Genomic DNA, 24,451 nt, shown 5'->3' with positions numbered 1-24,451 from the left:
GTTTCGTAAAGGACTTGTGACAGATCTGTCACAATGGTGTTGCGATGTTAGTTACTGATCGGTAACATGTCAAGCATCGATAAACGAGCGTCGAACCACCATGTCACAAAGCGACACCGCAAAGCCGGCCGCCACCAGCCGCCGTAACCGCACGCAAACCGCCGGGCCGCAAGCCCAGGAGCATCTGCTGCAGGCCGCCGGCGAACTGTTCTACCTTGAAGGCGTGCGGGCCGTGGGGGTCGACGCCGTCGTCGAGCGGGCGGGCGTCAACAAGATGAGCCTGTACCGGCAGTTTTCGTCGAAAGACGACCTCATGCTGGCCTATCTGGAGCGCAAGGACACACAGTTTTTCTCCTACGTCGAAAGCAGTTTCGCGAAGCATCCGGGCGAACCGGCCAAACAGCTCCAGCAATACTTCGACGATCTGGCCGTGCGGGCGTCGGTGGACGGTTATCGCGGTTGTCCGTTTGTGAATGTCGCGGTGGAGTTTCCGGATGCGTCGCATGCGGCACGGCAGTTCGTCGTCGGCAACAAGGCGCGCCTGATGGAACGGATCACGGCGCTCGCCACCGAAGCCGGCGCCGACGATCCGGCCGGATTGGCAAACGCCCTCGGCTTGCTGATCGAAGGCGTGTATGCCGCGAGTCAGACCTACGGTCCCGGTTGCGGGCCGATCCTGGCCGCGCCGCGGGTGGCGGCGCAGCTGATTGCGGCGGCTTGTACGAAGACTGGGGCTGGGGACTGAGCGCCCCGTAAAATGACGTTTTTGGTTCCGGCTTTTAGTCCTGCTTTCCGGTCCCGGCTTCTGGTCCCCGTTTCTGCCCCCGCCTATTAGTTCATTCTCCCGCCATGCCACCCTCCCTCGACTCTCACACCGCCATTCTCGCGTCGACCCGCCACTGGCTAACCCGCGCGGTCATTGGCCTGAACCTGTGCCCGTTCGCCAAGGCCGTGCACGTGAAGGGGCAAATCCGCTACGCAATCAGCGAAGCGACGGATCTGGAAGGGGTTCTGATGGATCTCGAGGCGGAGTTGAAAACGCTCGAACAGACCGACCCCGCCGAGATCGACACGACGCTGCTGATCCTGCCGCACGCGCTGGCCGATTTCCTCGAATACAACGACTGTCTGTTTTTTGCGGATCGCCTGCTCGCGCAGTTGCGCCTTGAAGGCGAACTGCAGATCGCGAGCTTTCACCCGCAGTACCAGTTCGAGGGCAGCGAGGCTGACGATATCGAAAACTATACGAATCGCGCCCCGTATCCGATCCTGCACCTGCTGCGCGAGGCCAGCATCGAACGCGCCGTGGAGGCGTTTCCGGACGCCGCCGATATCTACGAGCGCAATCAGGAGACGCTGCGGCGGCTCGGCCTGGCCGGTTGGGAGAAGTGGATGAGCGAGCCGGCCAGCGAGTAAGCCCCGTCCGCCGGTCCGCGTCACTGCTGCGAGCCCTCAGGCCTCCACAAAGAAGCGCTCGCGTAACTCAGCAATCCCGAGTGTATCCATCACCTCGTTGAGCCGCTCCGCCGGGCGGCGGCGCGGCAAATCCTTGTATTGAGCGATGATGAGTTCGTTTTTCATCGAATGCTCCCAGCCCACCAGTTCGGTCACGCTCACCTGATAACCGTGCGCCTCGAGTTGCAGACAGCGCAGCACGTTGGTGATCTGGCTGCCGAACTCACGCGTGTGCAACGGGTGACGCCAGATCTCCGTCAACGCGTTGCCAAGCGACTTGCTCTTGTTCTGGCGCAGCACGCCCGCCACTTCGGCCTGACAGCACGGCACCACCACGATGTATTTAGCGTGCTTTTGCAGGGCGAAGCGAATTGCGTCATCGGTTGCCGTGTTGCACGCGTGCAGCGCCGTGACGATATCGATCTTCGCCGGCAAACGGTCTGACGAAATCGACTCCGCCACCGACAGATTCAGAAACGACATCCCCTTGAAGCCCAGCCGCGCCGCCAGCGCCTCCGAACTCGCCACGAGTTCTTCGCGCGTCTCGATACCGTAGATGTGCGATTTATCCTGCTGCTCCTTGAAAAACAGGTCGTACAGGATAAAACCAAGATAGGACTTACCGGCGCCGTGGTCGACGAGGGTCAGGTCGCCCTGACTTTCTTTCAGATCTTTCAGCAGCGGTTCGATGAACTGGAACAGGTGGTAGACCTGCTTGAGCTTGCGGCGGCTGTCCTGATTCATCTTGCCGTCGCGCGTGAGGATATGCAGCTCCTTCAGCAGTTCGACTGATTGGTTGGGGCGAATTTCGTGAGTTTTGCTCGACATCGTACGGACCGTCATCGATTGCACGGCGAACGTGCGACAGGCGACGGAAAAAGAGAAAAGTTACTGCCAGTTTACCCAAAGCGCGGCATAGCGACCGATTCTTCGCCGCCGCCGAAGCGCGCATCGTGTTTTCCTGGAACACTTCCTGCTCTGAAATTAGTGCGCGAAGCGAAGCACGACGAAACGAGAAACGCGCAGGAAGGCAAGCATGCAGCCGAAGCCCCGTGGCAGGCCGCATGGAGAACATAAACACCCCGCCGGCTGCCAGCTCGATCAGGTGAACCGCAAGGGTGTGGGGGAGGTCGGACCGGAACACGGGTCCGAACGTTACGTAACCTGCAGTGCGCCGCGATCTTAACTGGAAGCGCGCTCAGAAGAAAATGAGGCGGCAATGGATACGATACCCAACGGCAACGCCGAACAGAAGTTTCAGGAACTGTTAGCCAAGCTGACAGCCACGCCCGCGTGGACGGAGAAACAGCAACTCGAACTGGAAATGGCGCGCGATATCTCGGTGGAGATGCTGCGTCTTGCCGAGTTGATGCGCGACGGCAGCGTCGACCTGGAGACCTGCCTCACGATGCTCAAGTACGCCAAGGTACTGGACTTCGTGATGACGACGCTCGCCTCACGGCGCGATATCAAACCGCAAACGCTGCGGGTGATTTTCAAGCTCGCCGGACTCAAGGTCGACGAGGAATATCCGGGCTGACGCCCGGAACCGACGCGCGGTCGCGGCGCCTGCGCTGCGGCCGCGTGCATTAGCGCACGATTACGCCCTCCTCTCTGGCTGAACCCCACGGTCCACGGCAATCGGCACGTGCCCGTTTGCCATTTCATCCGTCGTCCCCTTGCACAGCACCTCTAACGCCTTGAGCGCCTGAACCGGCTCGCGCCCGGACGGCGGGCCGTCTTTGCGCGTCGCGGTCTGCTGCGCGGCCGGATTTGACCAGGTGAGCACAGCACTCCTATTATCGGCAACTGGTCAGGCCGATTCAGTATGCACGCAATGCAATCCCGCCGGCAGAGCGGGACGCTCAGGACATATGCACCGCCAGCCGGCATCGCAGCGGACTGCATGATCCACACGACGGATGCCGCCCCTGGAGGAGACGTTGTTATGAGGAAAATGCGTTGGGTCGTGATCTTTCTATGTTTTCTGGCGATTGCGGTGAATTACGTCGACCGGGCGAATCTCGCGGTCGCCGCACCGCAGATCGAAAAGGCGCTCGGCATCGGGCCAGCGGAGATGGGCCTGATCCTGAGCGGCTTTTTCTGGACCTATGCGTTCATGCAAATGCCGTTCGGCTGGTTTATCGACCGGGTTGGCGCGCGCATTGCCTTGCCGCTCGCTGTCGGCTGGTGGTCACTGTTCACGGCGGCTACGGCGGTGGCGAGCAGCGTCGGCGCGATGTTCGGTTGCCGGCTGATGCTCGGCATCGGCGAGGCGGGAGCGTACCCGTCCTGCGCGAAACTGGTCGCTCAGTGGTTCAAGCCGGCGCAGCGGGCAATCGCCACCAGCATCTTCGATAGCGGCTCGCGGGTCGGTTCGGCGCTCTCGATTCCGCTCGTCGCGCTGATCATCAGCACGGCTGGATGGAAAGCGTCGTTTATCGCCACAGGCCTGCTCGGTGCGGTGTGGATCGTCGGCTGGCTGGCAATCTACCGCAGCCCCGCCCACGGCGACATGACCGGCGCCACAGACGTCGTGCCGCCACGCGAAGCGCGCAGCGGCGAGCCGCGCGCAAGCTGGGCCTCGCTGTTTCGCCACCGCACGCTGTGGGGCATGATGCTGGGCTTCTTCTGCCTGAACTTCGTGATCTATTTCTTCATCACCTGGTTCCCAAGCTACCTTGTGCAGACGCGCGGCTTCTCGTTGAAATCGCTTGGCACGCTCGGGATGATTCCTGCGCTAATTTCGATCCCCGGCGGCTGGCTCGGCGGCTTCGTCTCCGATGCGCTCTACCGGCGCGGCTGGAGCCTCACCGCGTCACGCAAGACCTGCATGGTGGGCGGGATGCTGATGTCGTCGGTGATCACGTTGTCGGCGTTCACCTCGAACGTGTATCTGATGCTGGCGTGCTTCGGCATCGCCTACGGCAGCCTCGCTTTCGCGGCCGCCAGCATCTGGTCGCTCCCGGCTGATGTCGCTCCGACCCAGGATCATGTCGCGTCGATCAGCGGCATTCAGAACTTCGCCTCGAATCTGGCCGGCATCGTCATCACCACGTTTACCGGCGTGATGGTCGCCTTGACCAAGGGCTCGTTCACGATTCCGCTGATCGTCGCCGGCGGCTTCTGTTTTTTGGGCGCGTTCAGTTATCTGGTGATCGTGGGCCGGATCGAACCGCTGCCGACCAGCCCGGGTGGACGTCGCGAGACTGAGACGGCGCGCGCGCCGGTTTGATCGGCCGGGTCACGCGGGTCCAGGCCTCGCGGCGCGCCGGTACTGGCGATATTGCCGATGCTTCACGCGCGGGGCGCATCGACCGGCGGCGTGCCGTCGTGGAACAGTGACCTCAACTGCGAGCGCAGTTCGGGCGAGTCCGCGTGTTTGTGAACCGTAACGGCATGCTGCACGGCCGCTTCGAGCAGCTCGCCTTCGGAATCGGCCGACAGCGCGATCGAGCAACCCATTTCGCTCGGGAATTCGCGGCAATCGATGTACTTGCGAGTCATGACAGTCTCCTCAGATCAATGGCGCCAATGAATGCGCGCAAGCCGCCGACGTCGACCGTAGGACCGGTCGACGGATCTGCAGTGCAGGGAGCAAGCGGAATGTGCGCTGGGAAAGGACGCGGGAGCGCGCCCATTGGAAGGGGTTCGTAAAGTATAGGTCGCGCATGTGGATTGCATAGCGCGATTGCGACGGACAAGTGCAGATGCGATCTGCTGCTCGCCGAGCATCGCAGCAGCGGGACGGTCCAGGTTTGCGGCCTAACCGCGTGCAGTGTGAAAATAGCGGGCTTTGCGTCACCGGCCGTGGCAATCTGGCCGCGCAAACCGCTGTTCTCCTGCTCACGCCCTCACCCTCACCCTCATCTGACCTGGATGCACCGAATGTCCACCACCTCGCCCGATTCCGCTTGTGTCGCTGTCATCGGCGGCGGCCCCGCCGGGTTGATGGCGGCGGAAGCGCTAGCCACCCAGCAGGGCGTGCGGGTCAACGTGTACGACGCCATGCCGTCAGTGGGACGCAAATTCCTGATGGCGGGCAAAGGCGGCATGAACATCACGCACTCTGAATCGATCGAGCCGTTTCTCGGGCGCTACGGCGCGCGGCGCGAACAGATTGCGCCCCTGCTCGATGCGTTTGGACCGGATTCGTTGCGAGCCTGGCTACGCGATCTCGGCGTCGAAACCTTCGTCGGCAGTTCAGGCCGCGTGTTCCCCACCGATATGAAAGCGGCGCCGATGCTGCGCGCCTGGCTGCATCGCCTCAAGGAAGCGGGGGTGCGCTTTCACATGCGGCACAAATGGGTAGGCTGGGAAAGCCCGGACTTCGGGAACGCTACGGACGTAGGGCACGAAGACACCACTCGACGCACCGCGCAGCAGACACTGCGCTTCATGACGCCCACTGGCGAGCAGCAGGTGCGCGCCGATGCCGTGGTGTTCGCGCTGGGCGGTGCAAGCTGGCCGCGCCTCGGCTCGGACGCAGCATGGGTGCCGTTGATGAGCGCGCGTGGCGTGCCGGTTGCGCCGCTGCGCCCGGCGAATTGCGGCTTCGACGCAAACTGGAGCGAGTACTTCCGCGAGCGCTTCGCCGGACAGCCGGTGAAGCCCGTAGCGATCACCTTGACCGACACGGACGGCAACCTCCAGCATCGCCAAGGTGAATTCGTCGTAACCGAATCGGGTATCGAGGGCAGTCTGGTGTATGCGCTATCGGCACTGGTTCGCGAGCGGATCCTGGCAGACGGCGAGGTCACCATCACGCTCGATCTCGCCCCGGGACTCAGCGAACAACGCATGCTGGACGAAGTCACCCGGCCGCGCGGCTCGCGCTCGATGTCGAGCCATCTGCAAAGCCGCATTGGGTTGGGCGGGGTGAAGCTCGGGTTGCTGCACGAAGCGCTCCCGAAAGAGGCATTTACCGATGCAACGCTGCTCGCTCAAACCATCAAGGCGCTGCCTTTGAAGCTCGTACGTGCGCGGCCCATTGAAGAGGCGATCAGCAGCGCAGGCGGCATCCCGTTTGAGACGCTCGATACGCACCTGATGATCGGGCATCTGCCGGGCGCGTTCTGCGCCGGCGAAATGCTCGATTGGGAAGCGCCGACCGGCGGGTATCTGCTGACCGCGTGCTTTGCGAGCGGACTGGTTGCGGGGCGCGGGGTGCTGGCCTGGCTTGCTGAAACCGGACGCTGAGCGCGGTTCTCCGCGCTCTCCAGCACACTCTCAGCCGCCTAGCGCGCCTTCAGGCGCCACAGCGAGGTCACTTCTGCGACGCGTGCGGCATGCAGTGGATCGGTTTCATCCGAGGACTTCGGATGCCGTGGACGGATATCTTCGCGGCCGACCACCGTGAGGCCGACTTTTTCGATGGCATCGAGCAAAAACTGACGGGTGCGCAAACCCAGATGTTCAGCGAAATCCGACAAAATCAGCCAGCCTTCGCCGCCCGGCGACAGATGATCCGCCAGCCCGTTCAGGAAACCGAGCAGCATGCGGCTGTCGTTATCGTAGATGGCGTATTCGATCGGCGACGCCGGCCGTGCCGGCACCCACGGCGGGTTACAGATCACGAGCGGCGCGCGGCCTTCCGGGAACAGATCGGCCTCGACCACTTCGACCTGCTGGGCGAAACCAAGGCGTGCAAGATTTTCCTGCGCGCAAGCCAGTGCACGCGGGTCCTGGTCGGTCGCGACGATCTTCTTCACACCGCGCTTGGCCAGCAAGGCGGCGAGCACGCCGGTGCCGGTGCCGATATCGAACGCCTTGTTCAGCGACGGCAGCGGTGTGCGCGCCACCAGGTCGACGTATTCGCCGCGCACCGGCGAGAACACGCCGTAGTGCGGGTGAATGCGCTCGCCGAGTACGGGAATCTCCACGCCCTTCTTACGCCACTCATGAGCGCCGATCAGACCGAGCAGCTCGCGCAACGACACCACCGATGCCTCATCGGACGGCGGGCCATAAGTCTCCGCGCAGGCCTGGGCCACTTCCGGCGCGCGGCGCAAGGGGATCGCGTAGGCGGCGTCGAGCGGGATCAGGATCATGCCCAGCGTGCGTGCGCGTTGCGACTGCGCCTGGCGATGGAAATTGAAGGCGTCGATCAGCGTCTCGGCCTGCTTGCGCGGCTTGCGCTCGACGCGACGCGTCACCGCCTGCAAAAGCTGACGGGCATTCTGGAAGTCGCCTTGCCATAGGAGTGCCGTGCCTTCGCAGGCGAGGCGATAGGCGCTATCTGCCGTGGTGCGGTCGTCCGCTACGATGACGCGCTTGGGCGGTGGTACCGCCGCTTCGGAGCGCCAGCGCGCGGTGCGCGGGCCGTCGGCTTCGGGCCAGGTGATGGTCGGCGCCTGAGTGGGGTGTTGCGTAGGGTGTTGGGTCATTGAGCGAGGTGGGGATTCGATATGACAGGGATATCGAATAGATGTACATGGTAACGGATGAGGCGCCGGGGTGGGGCCAAGCAGGTAGCACTACGCTTCTTCTTGGCTTATAATAGCGCGCTGCTTTAGCCCCCTTAGCTCATTTGGTAGAGCACTTGACTTGTAATCATGAGGTGGTCTGTTCGAATCAGACAGGGGGCACCAATAGATTCAAGCACTTAGCCCGGTCCTGGTGACCGGGCTTTTTGCTTTTGGGGAAGTGGGCGGGGTGTTTTGGGTTCGTGTCGATCCAACTCGATTGATGCGCCGATCCGCCAACGCCGCGTGTGCGGGTCAATATGGGACATCAAGGATGGGCGCCACCGTAGGACGGCATGTTCGCGGACGGCTCCTAGTGCATTCGCTAGCGATTTACAGCCGCCCGAGGTAGCCCCACCGTTTGTGGCTTGCTGTTAATCACAAGAATTTGGGGCGAGGCACTTTTGGCATATTGTCGTAAGCACGCAGTAGTATCTCGAGGGGCGTCAAGCTCGAATCATGATCGCAGTAGACAATCTTCAACCAAGTAGCCGCTCTTATGTACTGCCCCGCTCCCAACCACGTTTCTTCCAAGTTTGCCTGCAGCATTCTTCGTCCTGCAGCAAATAACGCCGCTTCGTCGAACAGTTGCTGTTCACGGTGCAGGCATAGTAAATAGCCAAATTCATAGGGTGTCAAAATCTCATTTAACGATAGTTTTCTCGGGCCGACCCAGCGCTCGTAAGTGTCAATTCCTGCGTCGAAGCCACCGTTGCACTCCCCACCGAGATAAGCGAACGCCATGTAATCGCCCAAACCTGACTTGACGATTTCGTTTGCTGGCCAAGGCCGCTTTTCATAGCGCCAAGCCGCCTCTTCAAATACACGAGCGTTGTCCCAGGATCCTTCCGCGTTCCAGCCGGTCTCAAGCCATTCGCCAATGCCTCTGGCCCAATGCAGAGTTCTGCGATGGAGATTTTTATCAACACCGAATTCTTCATCTTCTTCGATGGCCCGATCCAGCCACTCATTCGATCGATGCACAACGGGAAAAACTTCCTTATGAAGGCCGACTAAACAAGCGTTGATAACTTCTCCTATTTGGTTTTGAGCCACATTTCCCATGGGTCGACTCGCATCGTGCTGGGTATCCAACAGAAATTTCAGCGACGCACTATCTCGACGCAGCTTGGTCTCCCTCGTTTTTTCCGGATCGAATCTCATCTCTTCCTTAGCAAGGCTTTCCGCCACAGAATCTCACTGGCATCGAGTTTTTCACACTGCCGGATCCGACTGTATTAGCAGTGAAATTCCCATCCTGTAGATTCTGAAGCGCATTATTAATGGTGGATTGCGGTAAATTCGAACTCTCTATTTCCTTTACCGCCTTATTAATTGCATTATTCATTGCGTCCGAGCCTGGCGTAAACGTTGTCGATGACTGTATCGACTGACTGCTGCTGCGGAATTTGTTGTCCCAAAGTGAAACATTACCACTTGTGTCTACCGATACCACGTCGGCCCCATGCGTACCCACCGCGTCTCCGTACGCCACCACAGTCTGCCCAGGTAACTCCGCGACCTGATTAGCCAGTTTCAGTTCCTCAACATATCCGTTGAGCTGAGAGTTGGCAATATTGGGATTGGTTGAGTTCAAAATTGTCGGCTCATAGCCCAGACCCGCCAAAGGATCAGGCAAAGCAGGATTAAGCATCACGCCGTTCGAGACACGAGGCGTTGTAGCACTGTTTGTGCCGGATGGGCTAGCCGACGATGGCTTCCCGTTCGATGCCTGATTACCAGAGTCATCGCCACCGTCTCCCCCACTAGCTAGAATCGGTGCCCCGGGCGTCACCACCGGCGAGACACTCACCGTCGGGCACAACAGACCCGGTCCACAAGGCACCACGCTCGGCGTCACCACCGCCGTCCCGGTCGGTGGCGTCCCGTCGTTACCACCACCCGTTATGTCGATTTGCGGATTCGCATCCCCCTGCTGCACATTGCCCGGCGGCGCGACACGCGTGTTCGCAATGTCGTGCGGCAGGTTCAACGCGTCCCGCCCAGCCTGTTGCACTCCGCGCACAAACTTGTCAATCTGGCTTGCCCCAAAGTCGACAGCCTGCTGCGGTAACGTGTAATCAAACGACCCGCCCGGAACCTGTTGGCTGTAAACCCATCTCAACTCTGACCCAAGATCCTGCGCATCCTGAGGGCTCACATAGTTTGCCAGCCACTGTGGATCATTCGGCGAGTATTGCGCCCAGCACTGCACGACGTAACATGCCGCCTGCGTCAGCTTCCGCTCTTCTACCAGGTCTCCGTTCGCCTTGTTGGCAATAAGATTCTTTTCGCTCTTGTCGAGCTGCCGGTTGTACATCTCATTGTTCGCAGCCGACCCTGCCCCATTGATCGCGCCTTGCGAACCGCCGCCAGCAAGTGCTCCGCCCAGCGACCCACCCGCGGTCGCCACAATATCGTTCAGCACGTTGCGGGCCGCCTCCTGCGCGCCCGGCGGCAACTGGCTCACCGCCTGATCGATGATTGGCTTGGCCAGCGCCTGCAATTCATCACCGGCAATTGAACCTCCTACTGCACCGGCAATGTTGCCACCCGTTATTGCTGCGCTGATCGCAGCCACCGCTGCGTGCAACGCATCACGTCCAGCCCCGCCTTCCTCAAACAGCGGATTATTTGCCTCAAGTTTGTCAGCAGCCTGCCCCACCGCGAACGTCGCGAGTTGCCCGAACGCCTGCTGGATTGCCATATTGTTCGAGACGTTCTGCGCATTGAACGTGTTCTGCACCGAACCGTTTGCATTCGTGGTGTCACGGCTTAAGCCCGCAGTACTGTCCCGACCGGTTCCCGCATCTCCCCGGACGGTGATGGTGCCCGGACTCACCGCGGCGTACGTCGTGCCACTCGCGCTATTGCCCGTCTGCGACAGCGGCGGCCCGCCCGCCAGACTGCTCTGTCCACTTGTTAACGCGCTGCTGCCCGATAGCGCCACTCCGACTATCGAACCCGAGTAGTCAGCCGTGTTCTGCAGATTCGTAAAACCAAACGTCTGCGTCGAAAGCGAGTTCTTATCAGCCGACGCCGTGCTCGCGATAACACCGCCGTTCAACTGCGTATGGTTCCCCACATTGACGTCATAACCGCCCGTGCCCGCATAAATCCCGCTCTGCTGGTTCACCGACTGGAAGTTGTCCTTGATCTTCTGGTCGCTCGCGCTCACGCTACCGCTCACCGTCTGCCCGTAGCAGATCGGCGGCACACAGATACTCGCCTGGAATCCCGCACTCGACTGCTGGCTGTTGTAGGTGTTCGTGTCCTGCGGGCTGGTGATCGTGAGATTACGGCCCACGTTCGCATCAACCGTATTACCCGACACGTCAGCACCCACCAGATTCGTATCCCGGCCACTCGTGATCGACAGCGTGTTTGACGCGGTGATCTGCGTATTCTCGTTCGTCACGCTATGGCCGTTCGCGTCGCCCTTCGTACCGCTTGCGGCCAGGTCAATCGTGAAGCCGTTCTGCGTGCCGCCGAGACTCGCGCCGACACCGATGCTCGCACTGCTGCTGCTGTTGCTGCTCGTGTTCTGCGTCGTGTTCTGCGCACTCTGCAGATTGATATCGCGCGCCGCATTCAGCGTCACGTTCTGCGCCGTGATCTGCGTGCCGACGGAATTGATATCCCCATCGGTGGCGTTACCATTCGCGTCTTTCGCACCGCTACCGGTAGCAATCAGCGTCGCCGTTCCGCCGGCGGTAAGCGTACTGCCATCAGTCGTCGTGGCACTGCTTTGCGATTCGCTGTGACTGCTGCCGCCACCAACACTGACGGTCGCCTTGATCAGCGCCGGCGAAGTTGCCGCGTTGGCCGTCGCTGCCTGGTACGCGCCATAGACTGCCAGTCCTGCCTCAGCCTTCTCGAGTGCGGCGAGTCGCGGATTGTTCGCCGCGCTCGATTGCGCGGTCATCGCCTGATTGACCGTCGCCACCGCGTTGCCCACCGTGCCGCCCAGCGCGAGCGTCACACCGAACTGGCTTGAGCTCTGGCTCGAGCTGCTTTGCGTCGCATCGTTGCCTGGATCGAAATTCAGGTCTTTGCCGATCAGCATGAGATCCTTGCCCGCCGACAGGTCCGAACCCTGCACGGTGACGTCCTGGTTCGCGCTCAGCGTCACGTCACCACTCTTGCTCACAACCTGGCTGCGGATCGTGCTCTGCGTCTGCCCGGCCGTATCCTGCACAGAGTGGCTGTTCGCCACGCCCACGCTAAAGCCGGTTCCCGTGCCATTACTGCCCAGGTCCCCCACCTGATGACTGCTGGACTCCTGGTGGCTCGTATTCGTCTCCGTACCGGCCAGCACGTTGATCGCACCCTGCGAGGCGATCAGATCGACGCCCTCTGTCCCGCTGATGCCCGACCCGATCACGTTGATATCGCCGGTCTTGCTCTTCACGATCACGCTGTTGCCGGTCACCACCGTCGCGGTCTGCGTGCTCTGCGCCTGCGTGCCGTCAGAACTGCTGCGGCTCGCGTTGTACGGTGAAGGACTCGTGCCGCCGCTGTTCGCGGTTCCGCCGACCCAGCGCACCACATCGCCCAGGCTCGGCGTCGCAAGCGAGATGCCGCTACTGGAGCTGTTAGATTGCGTGCTTTGCTGAAGCTGATCGGTCGACGCCTGCAGCGTCACGTTGCGATTCGCCGACAGCGAAACGGTGCCGCCGGAGTTGATCGTCGAGCCAATTACGGAGAGATCGCCGTCAATCGGCTGGCCGTTGGCGTCCTTCACGGCGCCGCCGGTGGCGGTTATGGACACGTTACCGCCAGCCCGGATCGTGCTGCCCGCATTCGTCAGGCTCGACATGTCAGTCGTGCTCGAACTGCTGCTGTGCCCGTATGACACCGACACGGAGGGCGTGTCGGCCGCGCTCGCGCCGATTTCGGTCAGGACGCTTTGCGTGCGCTGGTATGCGTTGCCGGACGAGGCATCTGCTTTCAGGTTCCGAACCGTGTCAAGCGGCGTCCCGGTCACGGCGACCGTCAGGCCGCTCGAATGGGCCTCCTGCTGGTCATGCGACTGCGCACTGTCCTGCGATGGATCGATCGTGACGTTCTGACCAGTGATGCTGATGTTGCCCGTCTTACCCGCCACGTCGTCCGCTGCCTTCACGGCGACGACGTCGCTGCCGCCGATATGGACGTCCTTCCCAGCGGAAATCGACACATTGCCCGCCAAGCTGCCGACCGTGCTGCGCGACTGGCTCTGCGTCACCGAGCTATCGTTGTAGTGGTCACTTTGCTCGCTTGATCCGATTGTGACGCCGAGGCCACCAGAGCCCGACAGTCCGGAGTGCTTCACCTGGTGAAATTCGGTGTCCTGCGACGTGTCGGTGGCAGCCGTGATGTTCACGTTCCCCTGCGCAGCGAGCGAGACTAGGTTCGTGCCGACGATGCTGCTGCCGGTCACATTGATGTCCTTGCCGCTTATGACCGACACGCTATCGGCCGAAATCGTGCTGCCGTCCGCATACGTCGCGCTCTGGTCGACCTGATCGACCGAGCTCGTGTGGCTCGCGACGCCGCTGTGGCTGCCGGTCTGGTAGCTGTTCGAAACGTGTGTCTCCGCCGTTGCGCCGACGTTCACGTTCCCCGACGCCATCAGCATTGCGGTGCCTTTGGTGAGATCAACCGTGCTGCCGGTGATGTTGATATCCTTGCCCGACACGACCGCAAGACTGTCGCCGCTCTTGAGCGTCGTACCCGTTACCGTGTCGTCGGACGTGTGCAGTGTTGCGGAGTAGCTGCCGTGGTGGTCGCTGCCGGAGCTGTTGCTGTCGACCGTCGATGTCGCTGTCGCCGCCTGCAGCGTCACATTGCCCTTGGCCACAACCACACCGCCGCCGCCCAGGTCGATGTTCGCGCCGGTCGCCGTCAGGTCGCCGCCTACCTTGATCGAAGACACGCCCCCGACCTGCACGCTGCTGCCCGTGTCGCTCACGACGTGCGTATCGGATATGCCGTTCGCGCGAGCCACCACCTTGGTCTCGCCGGTCTGCTGCACGCCGAGATTCCAGTTACCGCCAATATTCATCCCAAGCGTGCCGCCGACGTTCAGCGCCGCCGCGTCCTGCTCGAAGTTCCCGCCGGTCGTGATCGTCGCATCACCCGTCACATTGATGCTTGCAACCGGGCCAAGCGTCGTCGTGACGCGCGTCGCGCCGCTGTCGCTGACCTGGTTGAGCGTCTTTGCCGCTGTGTCCAGAACCAGGTTGCCGCCCGCCAGCAGCCCCAGGCTGCCGGCGTTGAGAGTCGCCGACGTGAGGTTCACGTCGCCCGTTGTCACCAGCGACATCTGCCCGCCGCTCTGCAGCGTGCCGAACGAGCTGTCGATGCTCTGTCCGCTGATCGCGAAGCTGTTCGCCGCCTTGATCGTGCCGCTGTTGGTGACCGACTGCGCGTTCTGCAGATCGATGTTCGTCGCGGCGATCACCGGGCCGTTACCCATGTTCTCCTGGCTCGTCTTCGCCAGATAGACCACCGGCACGAGCACCGACTGCCCGTCGACGACCTGCGTCTGCATGATGACGACGTTGCTGGTGAGCTGCGCCACCTGCGCAGGTGAGAGGCTCGTACCAGGCGCCAGATCGAGCGACTTTGCGAGCTCGGCGCCCGAGGTCATCAATGCCTTGAACTCGTCCTGTGTGTTCGCATAGTTCGTCAGTACCGACTTCCCGGTCATCGACAGGACCTGGTTCTGCACGAGCTGCTGCTCATAAAACCCGTCGCCCAGCCGCATCTGCATCTGACCGGGGTTCATGCCCATCTGCTGGAAGTAGTAATTGCTCGATAGCCACTGCTGCTGGTTCGCGAAGGCCGGGTTGGTCTCGATCAGGTAGGGCGCGTTCGGCGCGGTATCCTGGCTGAAGAGCCCGCCTGTGGGCACCGTGATGTTGTTGAGCACGTTGACCGCCGCTGCAGCGGCAATGGTCGGATTGTTGAAGTTCGCGAGACCGCTGTTGACGAGACGGCCACCCTGAACTGCCACCGCGCTCAGATGCGTGGCGCCGCCCGTGCCGACCGATCCGCTCACCAGACCTGCGCCGATCACCGCCACGCCGCGCGGACCGATCGTGCCGCTCACAGAGCCGGCGCCGGTGCCCGACACCGTCTGCCCCGGCAAAAGCCCGAGCGGCGTGACGCCGGAGTTGCCCGCTGTGTTGTTGATGGTCACGCCCGTGCCGCTGAGCGTGCCGCCTGCCGTGAAGCTGGATTCATAGCCCGGCAGCGCGTACGTGTGAATGTCGGCCGGCGCCGCCTGGGTATAGCCGCCGGGATTGGAGCCGACGAAGGGGGCATTGCCGAACGGCAACATCCAGTCCCCGATACTATGGTCGTAGTTCGTGTAGTGGTACTGCCCGGAATACGTGACCTGCACTTGCGGTGCGGTCTGTCCTTGCCAGCTATTCTGGTCAATGGTCGCGGGCGACGTAATGTTGCCCGTGGCGGCCACCTGGCTCCAGTAGTTCTGGAACGTCCCGACCGACGAAGCATTCAGGTTGCCGCCGACGAGAATCTGCGACTCCGGACTGATGGACGCGATCGTATTGGCGACCGCGGTGCCCGTATAAGTCGTGTACTGATATCCGCTGTTCCATTGGCCGCCGTTGGGTGGGACGGTGTACACCCCGCCAGGGAAACTCGCGAGCTGCTTGCGGAGGTCGTCATTGCTCAGGTCCACCCAGCCCACGTATGGGTGACCGGGATTGCAGGCTTCCATGTGAAGGGCAATGCAACCAGACGTGCTGATGCCGAGGCTATCAAGCAGCGCCTGATCAACCGATGACGTAAAACCACCCGTCGTCATCACGCGCCGGGTGTTCGTCACCTGATTGGCGTCAATCTGCATGTCGCCGCTCGACTGGATCAGCGCCGACTGGTTGTGGACCAGATTCGCGTTGGTGTAATTGCCATTCGCATCCTTGCCGCCGGCCAGCACGACCTTGCCGAGACCATAGATCGCAGTGGTCGCCTGCGTATCGGAAGCAGTCGTGTCGTCCCGGTTCTCAATGTCCAGTGCGAGCAATTCAAGCGTGCCGGAGCTGTCCGTTGCGCCGATTAGCGCGCTCGTACCGAGATTCGACAGGGTCTGTGTCGCATTCAGCGACACGCTGCCGCCCACAATCGTGCCCGTATTGGTGAGCGTGTTGGAGTGCGTGGCAAGCAGGCCGCCGGCCTCCAGCATCCCCGAGTTCTGGATGTCGCCCGCGTTGATGCTGAGGCCGCTCACGGCGGACAGCGCACCACTGTTACTGAACGTGCCGGGAAGCGTGAAGGTCAGATTGCCGCCCGCACTGAAGCTGTAGTTCGGCGAGGTGGTGAAGTTGCCTTGCAGGTTCAGAGAGAGATTGTTGACCGCGCTGTAAGTGCCGCCGCCCGTGAGCGTATTCGCGGTGATGGACAGATTCCTCGATGCATTGATCAGGCCGTTCGTGGCAGTCAGCATGCCCGTCGAGATGCCGACGTCGCCGGTCGTGTTGGCGGCATTGCCGATCTTGCCGCCGGTGTTGTCCAGATTGCCTGCGTTAATCTGCAGGTTCGCGCCGCTCAACTGCCCGCCCTGCGTGTTGGAGACGGACGCCGCGTTCAGCGTCACGTTACCGTTGCCGCTGATCGAACCCATGCCGGACGCACCGCCGGCATTGCTGTTGGTGATCTGGTTGCCACCGTTGAGCGTCGTCGCACCGTTCCCGAGGTTGGTGATCGCGCCGCCCGTGTTGTCGATCGACGATGCAATGAGGCTCAGCGTGCTGCCCGTCACGGCACCACCCGCGCCGATCACGCCTGCGGCATTGATCAGCTCACCGCCGCTCGAAGCGCTCAGTCCGGTTCCCGACGACAGCCGTCCGTTCGTGTTGTTCAGCGTACCCTGAACGTTCACAGACATGACACCCTGCGAAGCCAGCTTGCCCCCGGTGTTGTCGAGACTGCCGAGCGACACCGATGCCTGGCCATTCGTCACGATCTTGCCGCCGACGTTCGCCAGCGATCCCGTGCCGTTGGCTGGATCGATCGTTAGCGTGCCAGTGCCGGCATGCGTAATCGTGCCGCCGTCGTTGTTCACGGACGCGGAGGCAAATGTGAGATCCGTGCTGTTGGTCTGCAGCACGCCGCCGTTCGAGTTGTCGAGCGTACCGCTCACGCCGAGTCCCATCACGCCGGTTCCAAGCTGCGTGATCGTTCCACCTTCGTTCGTCAGGTTCGTCGCGGTAACGCCGAACTGATTCGTGGTGATCCGGCCATTGCTGTTGTCGAGCTGCGCAATCGCCATCGACACCGTGTTGCCGCTCACGACCCCGCTCGTGTTCTTGAATGACGCGGCGTTCGCGGTGATGGTCTGCCCGCTTAACGTCCCGCTGCTGTTGTCGAGCGTGCCGCTGACCGTGGTATTGAGATTCTGCCCGGCGGTGATGCTCCCGCCGTTTGTGAGCGACGCGGCCTGCACCGTGTTATTGCCCGACGCGGCGATCGTGCCGTTCGTGTTCGTGATCGCCGAACCGCTCGCGACGCTCACGTTGCCGTTCGATTCAAGCTGTCCGCTCGTATTGTTCAATGCACCGGCAACGGTCGCATTCAATCCGGTCTGTCCGGTGATGGCGCCGCCCGTGTCGTCCACGCTGCCGGCCGACACGTTCGCCATGCCGTTCGTCACGATCTTGCCGCCGACGTTCGTCAATGCTCCCGTGCCACTGTCTGAGTTGATCGTCAGCGTGCCGGTCCCGGCATGCGTGATCGTGCCGCCATTGTTGTTCACGGACGCGGAAGCGAGCGTCAGGTCCGTGCTTTTGGTCTGGATCACACCGCCACTGGAGTTGTCCAGCGTGCCGCTCACGCCGAGCCCCATTGCGCCGGTTCCGAGTTGCGTGATCGACCCGCCTTCGTTCGTCAGGTTCGTCGCGGTGACGCCGAGCTGGTTCGTCGTGATCTTCCCGCCGCTGTTGTCGAACTGAGGAGCGGTTAGCGAAACGGTGTTGGCGCTGATCGTCCCGTTCGCATTCTTGAGCGACGCGGCGCCAGCCGTGACGGTCTGCGCGCTCAGCGTCCCGCCGCTGTTGTCCAGCGTGCCTGTGGCAGTGGTGTTGAGATTCTGCCCTGCGGTGATGCTGCCGCCGTTCGTCAGTGAAGCCGCCTGCACGGTCCCGTTACCCGCCGCGGCGATTGTCCCGTTGGTGTTCGTGACGGTCGAGCCGCTTGTAACGCCCAGGTTCCCGTTCGATTCGAGCTGTCCGTTCGTATTGTTCAATGCACCGGCAACGGTCGCATTCAATCCGGTCTGTCCGGTGATGGCGCCGCCCGTGTCGTCCACGCTGCCGGCCGACACGTTCGCCATGCCGTTCGTCACGATCTTGCCGCCGACGTTCGTCAATGCTCCCGTGCCACTGCCTGAGTTGATCGTCAGCGTGCCGGTCCCGGCATGCGTGATCGTGCCGCCATTGTTGTTCAACGTCGACGGCGCAAGCGTCAGATTCGTGCTGTTGGTCTGGAGCACGCCGCCGCTTGAATTGTCGAGCGTGCCGCTGACATTGACATCCATCGCCCCCAAGCCGAGCTGGGTAAGCACGCCGTTGTGGTTCGTCAGGTTCGTGGCGCTTACATTGATCTGGTTCGCCGTGATCTTCCCGCCGCTGTTGTCGAGCTGCGGGGCGGTTAGGGAAACAGTATTGGCGCTGATCGTCCCGTTCGCGTTCGTGAGCGACGCCGCATTCGCCTCGAGCGTCGCGCCGCTCATCGATCCGCCGCTGTCGTCGAGCGCTCCCGAAGTCGTCACCCCCAGGTTCTGCGCGGCCGTGACGGTCCCGCTATTGGTCAACGAAGCCGCGTTGACCGTCGTATTGCCGTTACCGCCAATCACACCGCCCGACGCACCCTGCGCCGTCGTGCCCGCCGCATTCGTGATCTGGCCGCTCGCCGTGAGCGTGAGGCCATTGCTGTTATCGGACACGATGCGCCCGGCCGTGTTCTGCACGTTCGCGCCCGACACGTTCACCGCGCCGGCCGCTTCGAACCGGCCCGCTGTGTTGTCGATGTCGCCGTTCGACGCCACGTTGAGCGCCTGCGCCGACGTGATCGAGCCGGAGCCGTTCTCGATGCCCGTTGCCGCAATCGTCGCTACGCCGTTCGTGGCGATATTGCCTTGAGTGTTGTTGAGCGCGCCGCTCTGGACATTCAGCGTCCCCGTGCCCGCGTGACTGATCGTGCCGCTCGCGTTGGTCACGCTGCCCGCGCGAACCGTAGTGTTTTGTGCATTCGTCGTCACCGTGCCGCCGGTATTGTCGAACGCGCCCGACACAGTCAACGTCGTATCACCCGCCCCCGTTTGCGACAGCGTACCGCTACGGTTCGAGATACCGCCTGCCGTCACGCTCAACTGGGTGGCGCCCAATTGCCCCTGATCGTTCGTGACGGTCCCCGCGGCATTGACCGTCAGGCTGCCGCCCGCTTGCAGCGAGCCACCCGTATGAACGATGTTGCCCGTGTCGCCACCGGCGCCCGTTGCCGTCAGGGACGCGCTGCCTTTGGTCAACGTTTGGGCACCCCCCATGTTCAGGCTGCTGCCCGACAGTGTGAGATTGCCGCCCGCCATTTCCTGGCCGGTGGCAATCACAGCCCCGGTGCCCGTAGCCGACAGACTGCCGGTCCCCGCGACGTTGCCGTTGGCGTCGATACCGGCGCCTAGCGAGCCGGTCGAATTGATGCTCGCACCCGTGACGGCCGTGCTGCCGAGCGCAGCGATCGTTCCGCTGTTGCTCACCTGCCCCTGGCTATTCAGCGTCGTACTCTGCGTCGCATAAACGGAACCGCTGTTCGACACATCACTCGCGGCGGAGATCGCCACATTGCCGCTAGCACTGGTCTTTCCCGACAGCGTCACCTTGCCTTGGCTGCTCAACTGGACATCGCCGGATTGCGCCGCGATCGTGCCGGCACTATTGACGCCCACGCCGGTTTCCGTGCCCACGAGCGTGATCTTGCCCGCGTACATACCGCCGAGCTGGGCAACGTCGATCGCCACAGCCGGACTGTTGCCATCCGGGCCGAGCGATTGCGCGCTCAGGTCGCTATGGCGCACGTCGTTGTTGCCTGCCACGACGTTGAGGGACTGTCCCGCCCAGATCTTGCCGTTGACGGCCACGCTGCGCGCGATCAGGTCGACCTCGTCGACATTGCTTCCGTTGAGCCCCGCCGATCCGACCTGGATCTGGCCGCCCGTCACGTGAAACGCATCCAGGCTGCCTGTTCCGCCGAAGACCGGTGTGCCGGTCGTCAGGATGCCGCGGCTCGTGTTGATAAAGCCGCAACCGTTACAGTAGATGCCAGCCGGATTGGCGATGACCACCTCGGCCCGCTGGCCTGCCACTTCGGTGTAGCCCAGCAACTGGCTCGCATTGCCGCCCACGACCTGGTTCACGATGACGCGAGCGCTTCCCGCGCCAAGATTCGGGTTGCCCCCCACATAGCCCGCCATTTGGGTCTGCACATTGCCCGGCGAGTTATTCAGGATCAGGCCTTGCGAACCGACGTTGTACTGCGTGTACGGGTTGTTCGAGACGCCTGCGCCGTTCGGCGTGGCGATCTGGACGATTGGCAAGCCGTTCGCGGTCACGCCGACGATCGGCCTGCTACCCGATCCAGGTGCCGCGACGACCTGGGCATCGACCAGTACCGGTTGCATGCCGAGCGCACACAGCGCAGCAAATGCGACGTGCCGCATCGACAGCATGTCGACGAAGTCCGCACCGGCTCGCATCAATGGCGCGCGACGAGTCGTGCCGGCGGAGCGCCCCTTTCCAGAACCCGCTGCCGTCTCCTGCACCGCCGTCCAGAGACCACGAGCGGCATTGAAAATGACTCGATAGATATTCTTGTTCATAGCTGGAAACTCACGGTGAAGCCCGCCACCGGCCAGTGGTTCGGGAAGCCGGCGGGCTGATACAACGGGCCGCCAATGAAAGCGTCGTAGCTGACGTGCTGATAGAGATTGCCGCGCAGACCGACCACTGCGCCGGCGAGGCGCCGGCCGAGCAGGTTGTGTGCCTCGGGACCAAAGACCTCGCCGCCGTCGAGGCCAACGTATAAGGCCTGCCCCGTCTGCCGGATCGGCAACTCCAGATCGTTGCGCATGAAGGCGCCCTTTTCCGCGGCGAGCATCGTATTGCCGTCGAAGCCGCGTACCGTGTAGCGGCTGCCGATCGAGAAATACTCGGTCGGATAAAGCAGGCTCGGCGAGTTCTGCGCACTCACCGTCGTCGTATAGCGCAACGGCAGGCCTGCGATCGCGAATGGCACGTTCAACGTCGCGTTGAACGTTTCAATGTGGTAGTAGTAGGTAGGCGTGCCGCCGCCGACACCCGGCAGATCCGGCTGCGCGCCAAACCAGGGAACGCCCCAGCGGTAGGCAAGCGTGCTGTCCAGTTGCGCGGCGCCGAAGTAGTGCTTGTGCTCCCAGCCAATCTCCGCAAAGCTGTTGTCGCGATGCTGGACATCGAGTTCCGAGCCATTGACGAACGCTTCGCCGAAGTACTTGCCCACACGGAATTCGAGCGAATTTTTCTGTACCTGGTCGCGATAGAACTGGTACTCCGTCTTGACGTCGAAGTTCTTCGACGTGCCGCTCGACACCAGCGTGCTGAACGCTCCGGCGATCTGCTGGTGATAGTCGTACTGGCTAGCCGTCGCGGTTAAGGTCCAGTTGCCCCAGGGAATCGAGTAATAGGCACTGTCGCCATGCGTGCCATATTGCCCAGGGTGCCCGTCAATGTCGTGGTTGTAGCTGATGTTAAAAATGTCGGACACGCCGAGCGGGTTGTCGATCGTGAGGCTCATCGTCCCCTGATACCGGCCGGTCGATTTCAGACCGCTGTCGTCAGCGCTCACGGCAAGCGACCACGGCTTCTGACGCTTGACCGTAATCACCACATCGCTTTCGCCGGCCGAGGGCCCCGGCACGATCTGCATGTCGACGTCCTGGTTCGCCACGCGCTTCATCTGCTCGAGACCTTGCTCGAGGCTGCGCAGATTCAGCAGATCCCCGGGACCGGTCGGAAACGCATTGCGCCACGTGCCATACGTCGACGGGTCGGCGAAGCGAATCGCACTGATGACGCCCGGAATCAGTTCGAGCTTCAGCTTGCCGGCGGACAGATCCTGCTGGGCGATGACGACGCGTGTCGTCGAATAGCCCGCCTCGATGACGCGCGCCATGACGCGATGCACGATCAGGTTGAGCCCGTCCCGGCCCACACACTGACCGCGGTAGCGCTGCAGATAATCGTTGGCGAACGTCAACCCGCCCGGAAACAGAGGATTGGGCGAGAGAGCGCGTGCGCCGGCGGCCTCGACTACCGGACTTAAACCCGGCGGTACTTCGAGCGTGAGCGAGTCGAGTTTGAAGCACGGTGATTCGACCGGCACCTTGCCATCATCGACTTCGGGACGCCCGGCAGATTGAAGTTCGACGTTCGGCGCATTGAGCGTGCGTTCGCGCTGGGTGGCCTGTTCCTGTGCCCGCCGTCGCTGTTCCTGCTCGCCGAGTGTGCTTGCCGCTTGCGCGTGCGCGACATGCGCGTGCGAAACCGCCAGCAACGAGCCGCACAACAGCGCCAATCTCCACAGCGTTCGCCGCGGCACGCAAATAGTTCCCCGCAGCTTGCGAAAGGCAAGCCGGTAGCTGTATTTCTTCATTCCCCGTACCGCTGTGGTTGTGCCTGTCCGTCTTTAACCGGATGAACGAACAGTTGCGCTTATTGTTTGTGCGGCGAGATTCCGGTCTACCCGCTGCATAGCCGTATTCGGGGCTTTACCCCAAACACCCCGTGGCGATGCATTTCGCATATCCAACCGGATATGCCATTCCGTCGGCACCGGAAGTTACTAAATGTTTCTAATTGTTACACAGAAACTTGTTCCGAATCAAACCTGATTTTTATCGCGATGCCTGGAACGAAGACTTGCCTTTCTGATATTTGAATTTAGCGGCAGCCATGTCGTGTAGTTCGTTACCCATTGATGCATAAAGCATTTTTTCTACCGCGCCTGCCCTTATTAAATACGTGACGCCTTCTTGAGCACTGGCGCAAACAAATGTCACGCAAATGCAATATCGAGTTTCGGGGCACGCGAACGACCAGACTCGAATCAATCGACGCCAGAAAAACAAACGGGTTACGCAAACATCGCGTAACCCGTTTATCCCACAACCATCAATCACTTTTTCTAACGCGGTGGCGACACGCTTGCCGACCAAACCGCGCCTGCGGCCTCAGCTCACTTCACCACCTTCAGATGCCCCCGGCCACCGCCCTTCGACCCATCGTCATCGGGAGGAGGCGTCTCGTCGGTATCCTCGGCTTTCGTTGCAGCAACAGGCTCCGCCTCAACGGCCCGCGGCCCAGTGCCGCCCGCCTTCACCGGCGTGATCGCTTCGTCCGCGGCATCGTCGTCAGCGCCGGAATCCGTCGCCTCGCCGCCCGCCGAATCGACCGGGAACGCCATCCCCTGGCCGTTCTCACGCGCGTAGATCGCCAGCACGTTGGCGACCGGCACTTCGATCTTGTGCGACTTGCCCGAAAACCGCGCGCTGAATTCGATCCATTCGTTGCCCATCTGTAACTGGCTGGTCGCCTCGAAACTGATGTTCAACACGATTTCATTGTCCCGCACGAACTGGCGAGGCACCCGCGTCTGATTGTCGACCCGTACCGCGATGTGCGGCGTATAGCCGTTATCCGTGCACCACTCGTAGAGCGCGCGCAGCAGGTAAGGCTTCGTGGAAATCTCTTGCATCAACAGTCCTCTTACTGGGCAAGGCGCCGCGCGCTGACGCGCAGACACTCACCGGCTGCGCGCGGCGCCCTCGCCCTCGAGCCAAACTCAACGACGCATCACCTTTTCCGACGGCGTCAGCGCTTCGATATAGGCCGGGCGGCTGAAAATCCGCTCGGCGTACTTCATCAGCGGCGCTGCGTTCTTCGACAGTTCGATGCCGTAGTGATCCAGACGCCACAGGAGCGGCGCGATCGCGACGTCGAGCATCGAGAATTCTTCGCCGAGCATGTACTTGTTCTTCAGGAAGATCGGCGCGAGCTGCGTCAGGCGATCGCGGATCGCGAGGCGTGCTTTCTCGTGATTCTTCTCGGCCGCCTTGCCCTTCTCGTTTTCGAGCGTGCCGACGTGCACGAACAGTTCCTTCTCGAAGTTGAGCAGGAACAGGCGCGCGCGGGCGCGTTGCACCGGGTCGGCCGGCATCAGTTGCGGATGCGGGAAGCGTTCGTCGATGTACTCGTTGATGATGTTCGATTCGTACAGAATCAGGTCCCGTTCGACGAGAATCGGCACCTGACCATACGGATTCATCACAGCGATGTCTTCCGGTTTGTTGAACAGGTCGACGTCGCGGATCTCGAAGTCCATGCCCTTTTCGAACAGCACCAGCCGGCAACGCTGGGAGAACGGGCAAGTTGTGCCGGAATACAGAACCATCATGTTTACGTTTCCTCAAAAAGCTGAAGGGCCAGCACGCG

The 24,451-nt window shown here is 61.9% G+C and carries 14 protein-coding genes and 1 tRNA gene; 6 read left to right on the top strand and 9 right to left on the bottom strand.

Translation table 11 applies throughout. From position 1 onward, the window contains the following. Positions 1-100 precede the first annotated feature (100 nt). Both FFS45_RS17160 and FFS45_RS17155 read left to right on the top strand, forming a co-directional pair. Positions 101-745: a TetR/AcrR family transcriptional regulator gene (locus FFS45_RS17160; protein WP_137955820.1), complete on the top strand. Its 645-nt coding sequence runs from the start codon at positions 101-103 to the stop codon at positions 743-745. A gap of 104 nt (positions 746-849) precedes the next feature. Beyond that, a complete protein-coding gene (locus tag FFS45_RS17155; protein WP_137955819.1) occupies positions 850-1,416 on the top strand; it encodes a DUF1415 domain-containing protein in 567 nt (188 codons plus the stop codon). Positions 1,417-1,452: 36 nt separating this feature from the next. Here the strand turns inward: FFS45_RS17155 and FFS45_RS17150 are convergent, their stop codons facing one another. After that, positions 1,453-2,283: an SAM-dependent methyltransferase gene (locus FFS45_RS17150; protein WP_137955818.1), complete on the bottom strand. Its 831-nt coding sequence runs from the start codon at positions 2,281-2,283 to the stop codon at positions 1,453-1,455. Positions 2,284-2,674: 391 nt separating this feature from the next. On the opposite strand from FFS45_RS17150, the gene FFS45_RS17145 reads away from it, so the two are divergent. Next, entirely contained in the window at positions 2,675-2,995 is a 321-nt protein-coding gene (locus FFS45_RS17145) for a DNA-binding protein (protein WP_137955817.1), read from the top strand. Between the two features lie 60 nt (positions 2,996-3,055). Here the strand turns inward: FFS45_RS17145 and FFS45_RS17140 are convergent, their stop codons facing one another. Beyond that, positions 3,056-3,244, bottom strand: coding sequence for a hypothetical protein (locus FFS45_RS17140; RefSeq protein ID WP_137955816.1), 189 nt, complete (start codon positions 3,242-3,244; stop codon positions 3,056-3,058). 159 nt (positions 3,245-3,403) lie between these two features. On the opposite strand from FFS45_RS17140, the gene FFS45_RS17135 reads away from it, so the two are divergent. Continuing rightward, positions 3,404-4,690 carry an MFS transporter gene (locus FFS45_RS17135; RefSeq protein ID WP_137955815.1) on the top strand — a complete coding sequence of 429 codons (1,287 nt, stop codon included), beginning with the start codon at positions 3,404-3,406 and terminating at the stop codon, positions 4,688-4,690. Positions 4,691-4,752: 62 nt separating this feature from the next. Here FFS45_RS17135 and FFS45_RS17130 read toward each other — a convergent pair whose 3' ends face one another. Beyond that, positions 4,753-4,962, bottom strand: a complete 210-nt coding sequence (locus tag FFS45_RS17130) for a DUF1059 domain-containing protein (RefSeq protein WP_137955814.1) — start codon at positions 4,960-4,962, stop codon at positions 4,753-4,755. A 381-nt stretch (positions 4,963-5,343) separates the two neighbouring features. Here FFS45_RS17130 and FFS45_RS17125 point away from each other — a divergent pair, with 381 nt between their 5' ends. Beyond that, positions 5,344-6,654 (top strand): TIGR03862 family flavoprotein, encoded by a 1,311-nt coding sequence (locus tag FFS45_RS17125; protein ID WP_137955813.1) that lies wholly within the window; start codon positions 5,344-5,346, stop codon positions 6,652-6,654. A gap of 38 nt (positions 6,655-6,692) precedes the next feature. Here FFS45_RS17125 and FFS45_RS17120 read toward each other — a convergent pair whose 3' ends face one another. Further along, positions 6,693-7,841: a class I SAM-dependent methyltransferase gene (locus tag FFS45_RS17120; protein WP_137955812.1), complete on the bottom strand. Its 1,149-nt coding sequence runs from the start codon at positions 7,839-7,841 to the stop codon at positions 6,693-6,695. Positions 7,842-7,969: 128 nt separating this feature from the next. On the opposite strand from FFS45_RS17120, the gene FFS45_RS17115 reads away from it, so the two are divergent. Continuing rightward, positions 7,970-8,045 (top strand) — tRNA-Thr (locus tag FFS45_RS17115). A 252-nt stretch (positions 8,046-8,297) separates the two neighbouring features. Here the strand turns inward: FFS45_RS17115 and FFS45_RS17110 are convergent. The 5 genes from FFS45_RS17110 to FFS45_RS17090 form a co-directional block, all read right to left on the bottom strand. Then, positions 8,298-9,083 carry a hypothetical protein gene (locus FFS45_RS17110; RefSeq protein WP_137955852.1) on the bottom strand — a complete coding sequence of 262 codons (786 nt, stop codon included), beginning with the start codon at positions 9,081-9,083 and terminating at the stop codon, positions 8,298-8,300. Between the two features lie 7 nt (positions 9,084-9,090). Continuing rightward, positions 9,091-20,802 carry a hemagglutinin repeat-containing protein gene (locus FFS45_RS17105; protein ID WP_137955811.1) on the bottom strand — a complete coding sequence of 3,904 codons (11,712 nt, stop codon included), beginning with the start codon at positions 20,800-20,802 and terminating at the stop codon, positions 9,091-9,093. After that, on the bottom strand, positions 20,799-22,613 hold the full coding sequence (locus FFS45_RS17100; protein WP_137955810.1) for a ShlB/FhaC/HecB family hemolysin secretion/activation protein: 1,815 nt from the start codon (positions 22,611-22,613) through the stop codon (positions 20,799-20,801). Before FFS45_RS17100 ends, FFS45_RS17105 begins: the two co-directional genes overlap by 4 nt. 582 nt (positions 22,614-23,195) lie before the next feature. Beyond that, a complete protein-coding gene (locus FFS45_RS17095; RefSeq protein ID WP_137955809.1) occupies positions 23,196-23,714 on the bottom strand; it encodes a ClpXP protease specificity-enhancing factor in 519 nt (172 codons plus the stop codon). Positions 23,715-23,801: 87 nt separating this feature from the next. Further along, positions 23,802-24,413, bottom strand: a complete 612-nt coding sequence (locus FFS45_RS17090) for a glutathione S-transferase N-terminal domain-containing protein (protein ID WP_006052302.1) — start codon at positions 24,411-24,413, stop codon at positions 23,802-23,804. Between the last annotated feature and the right edge of the window lie 38 nt (positions 24,414-24,451).

Source organism: Burkholderia sp. 4M9327F10 (genome assembly GCF_005503145.1).
Classification (GTDB): Bacteria; Pseudomonadota; Gammaproteobacteria; order Burkholderiales; family Burkholderiaceae; genus Paraburkholderia.
This window is presented reverse-complemented; position numbering and strand designations above follow the sequence as displayed.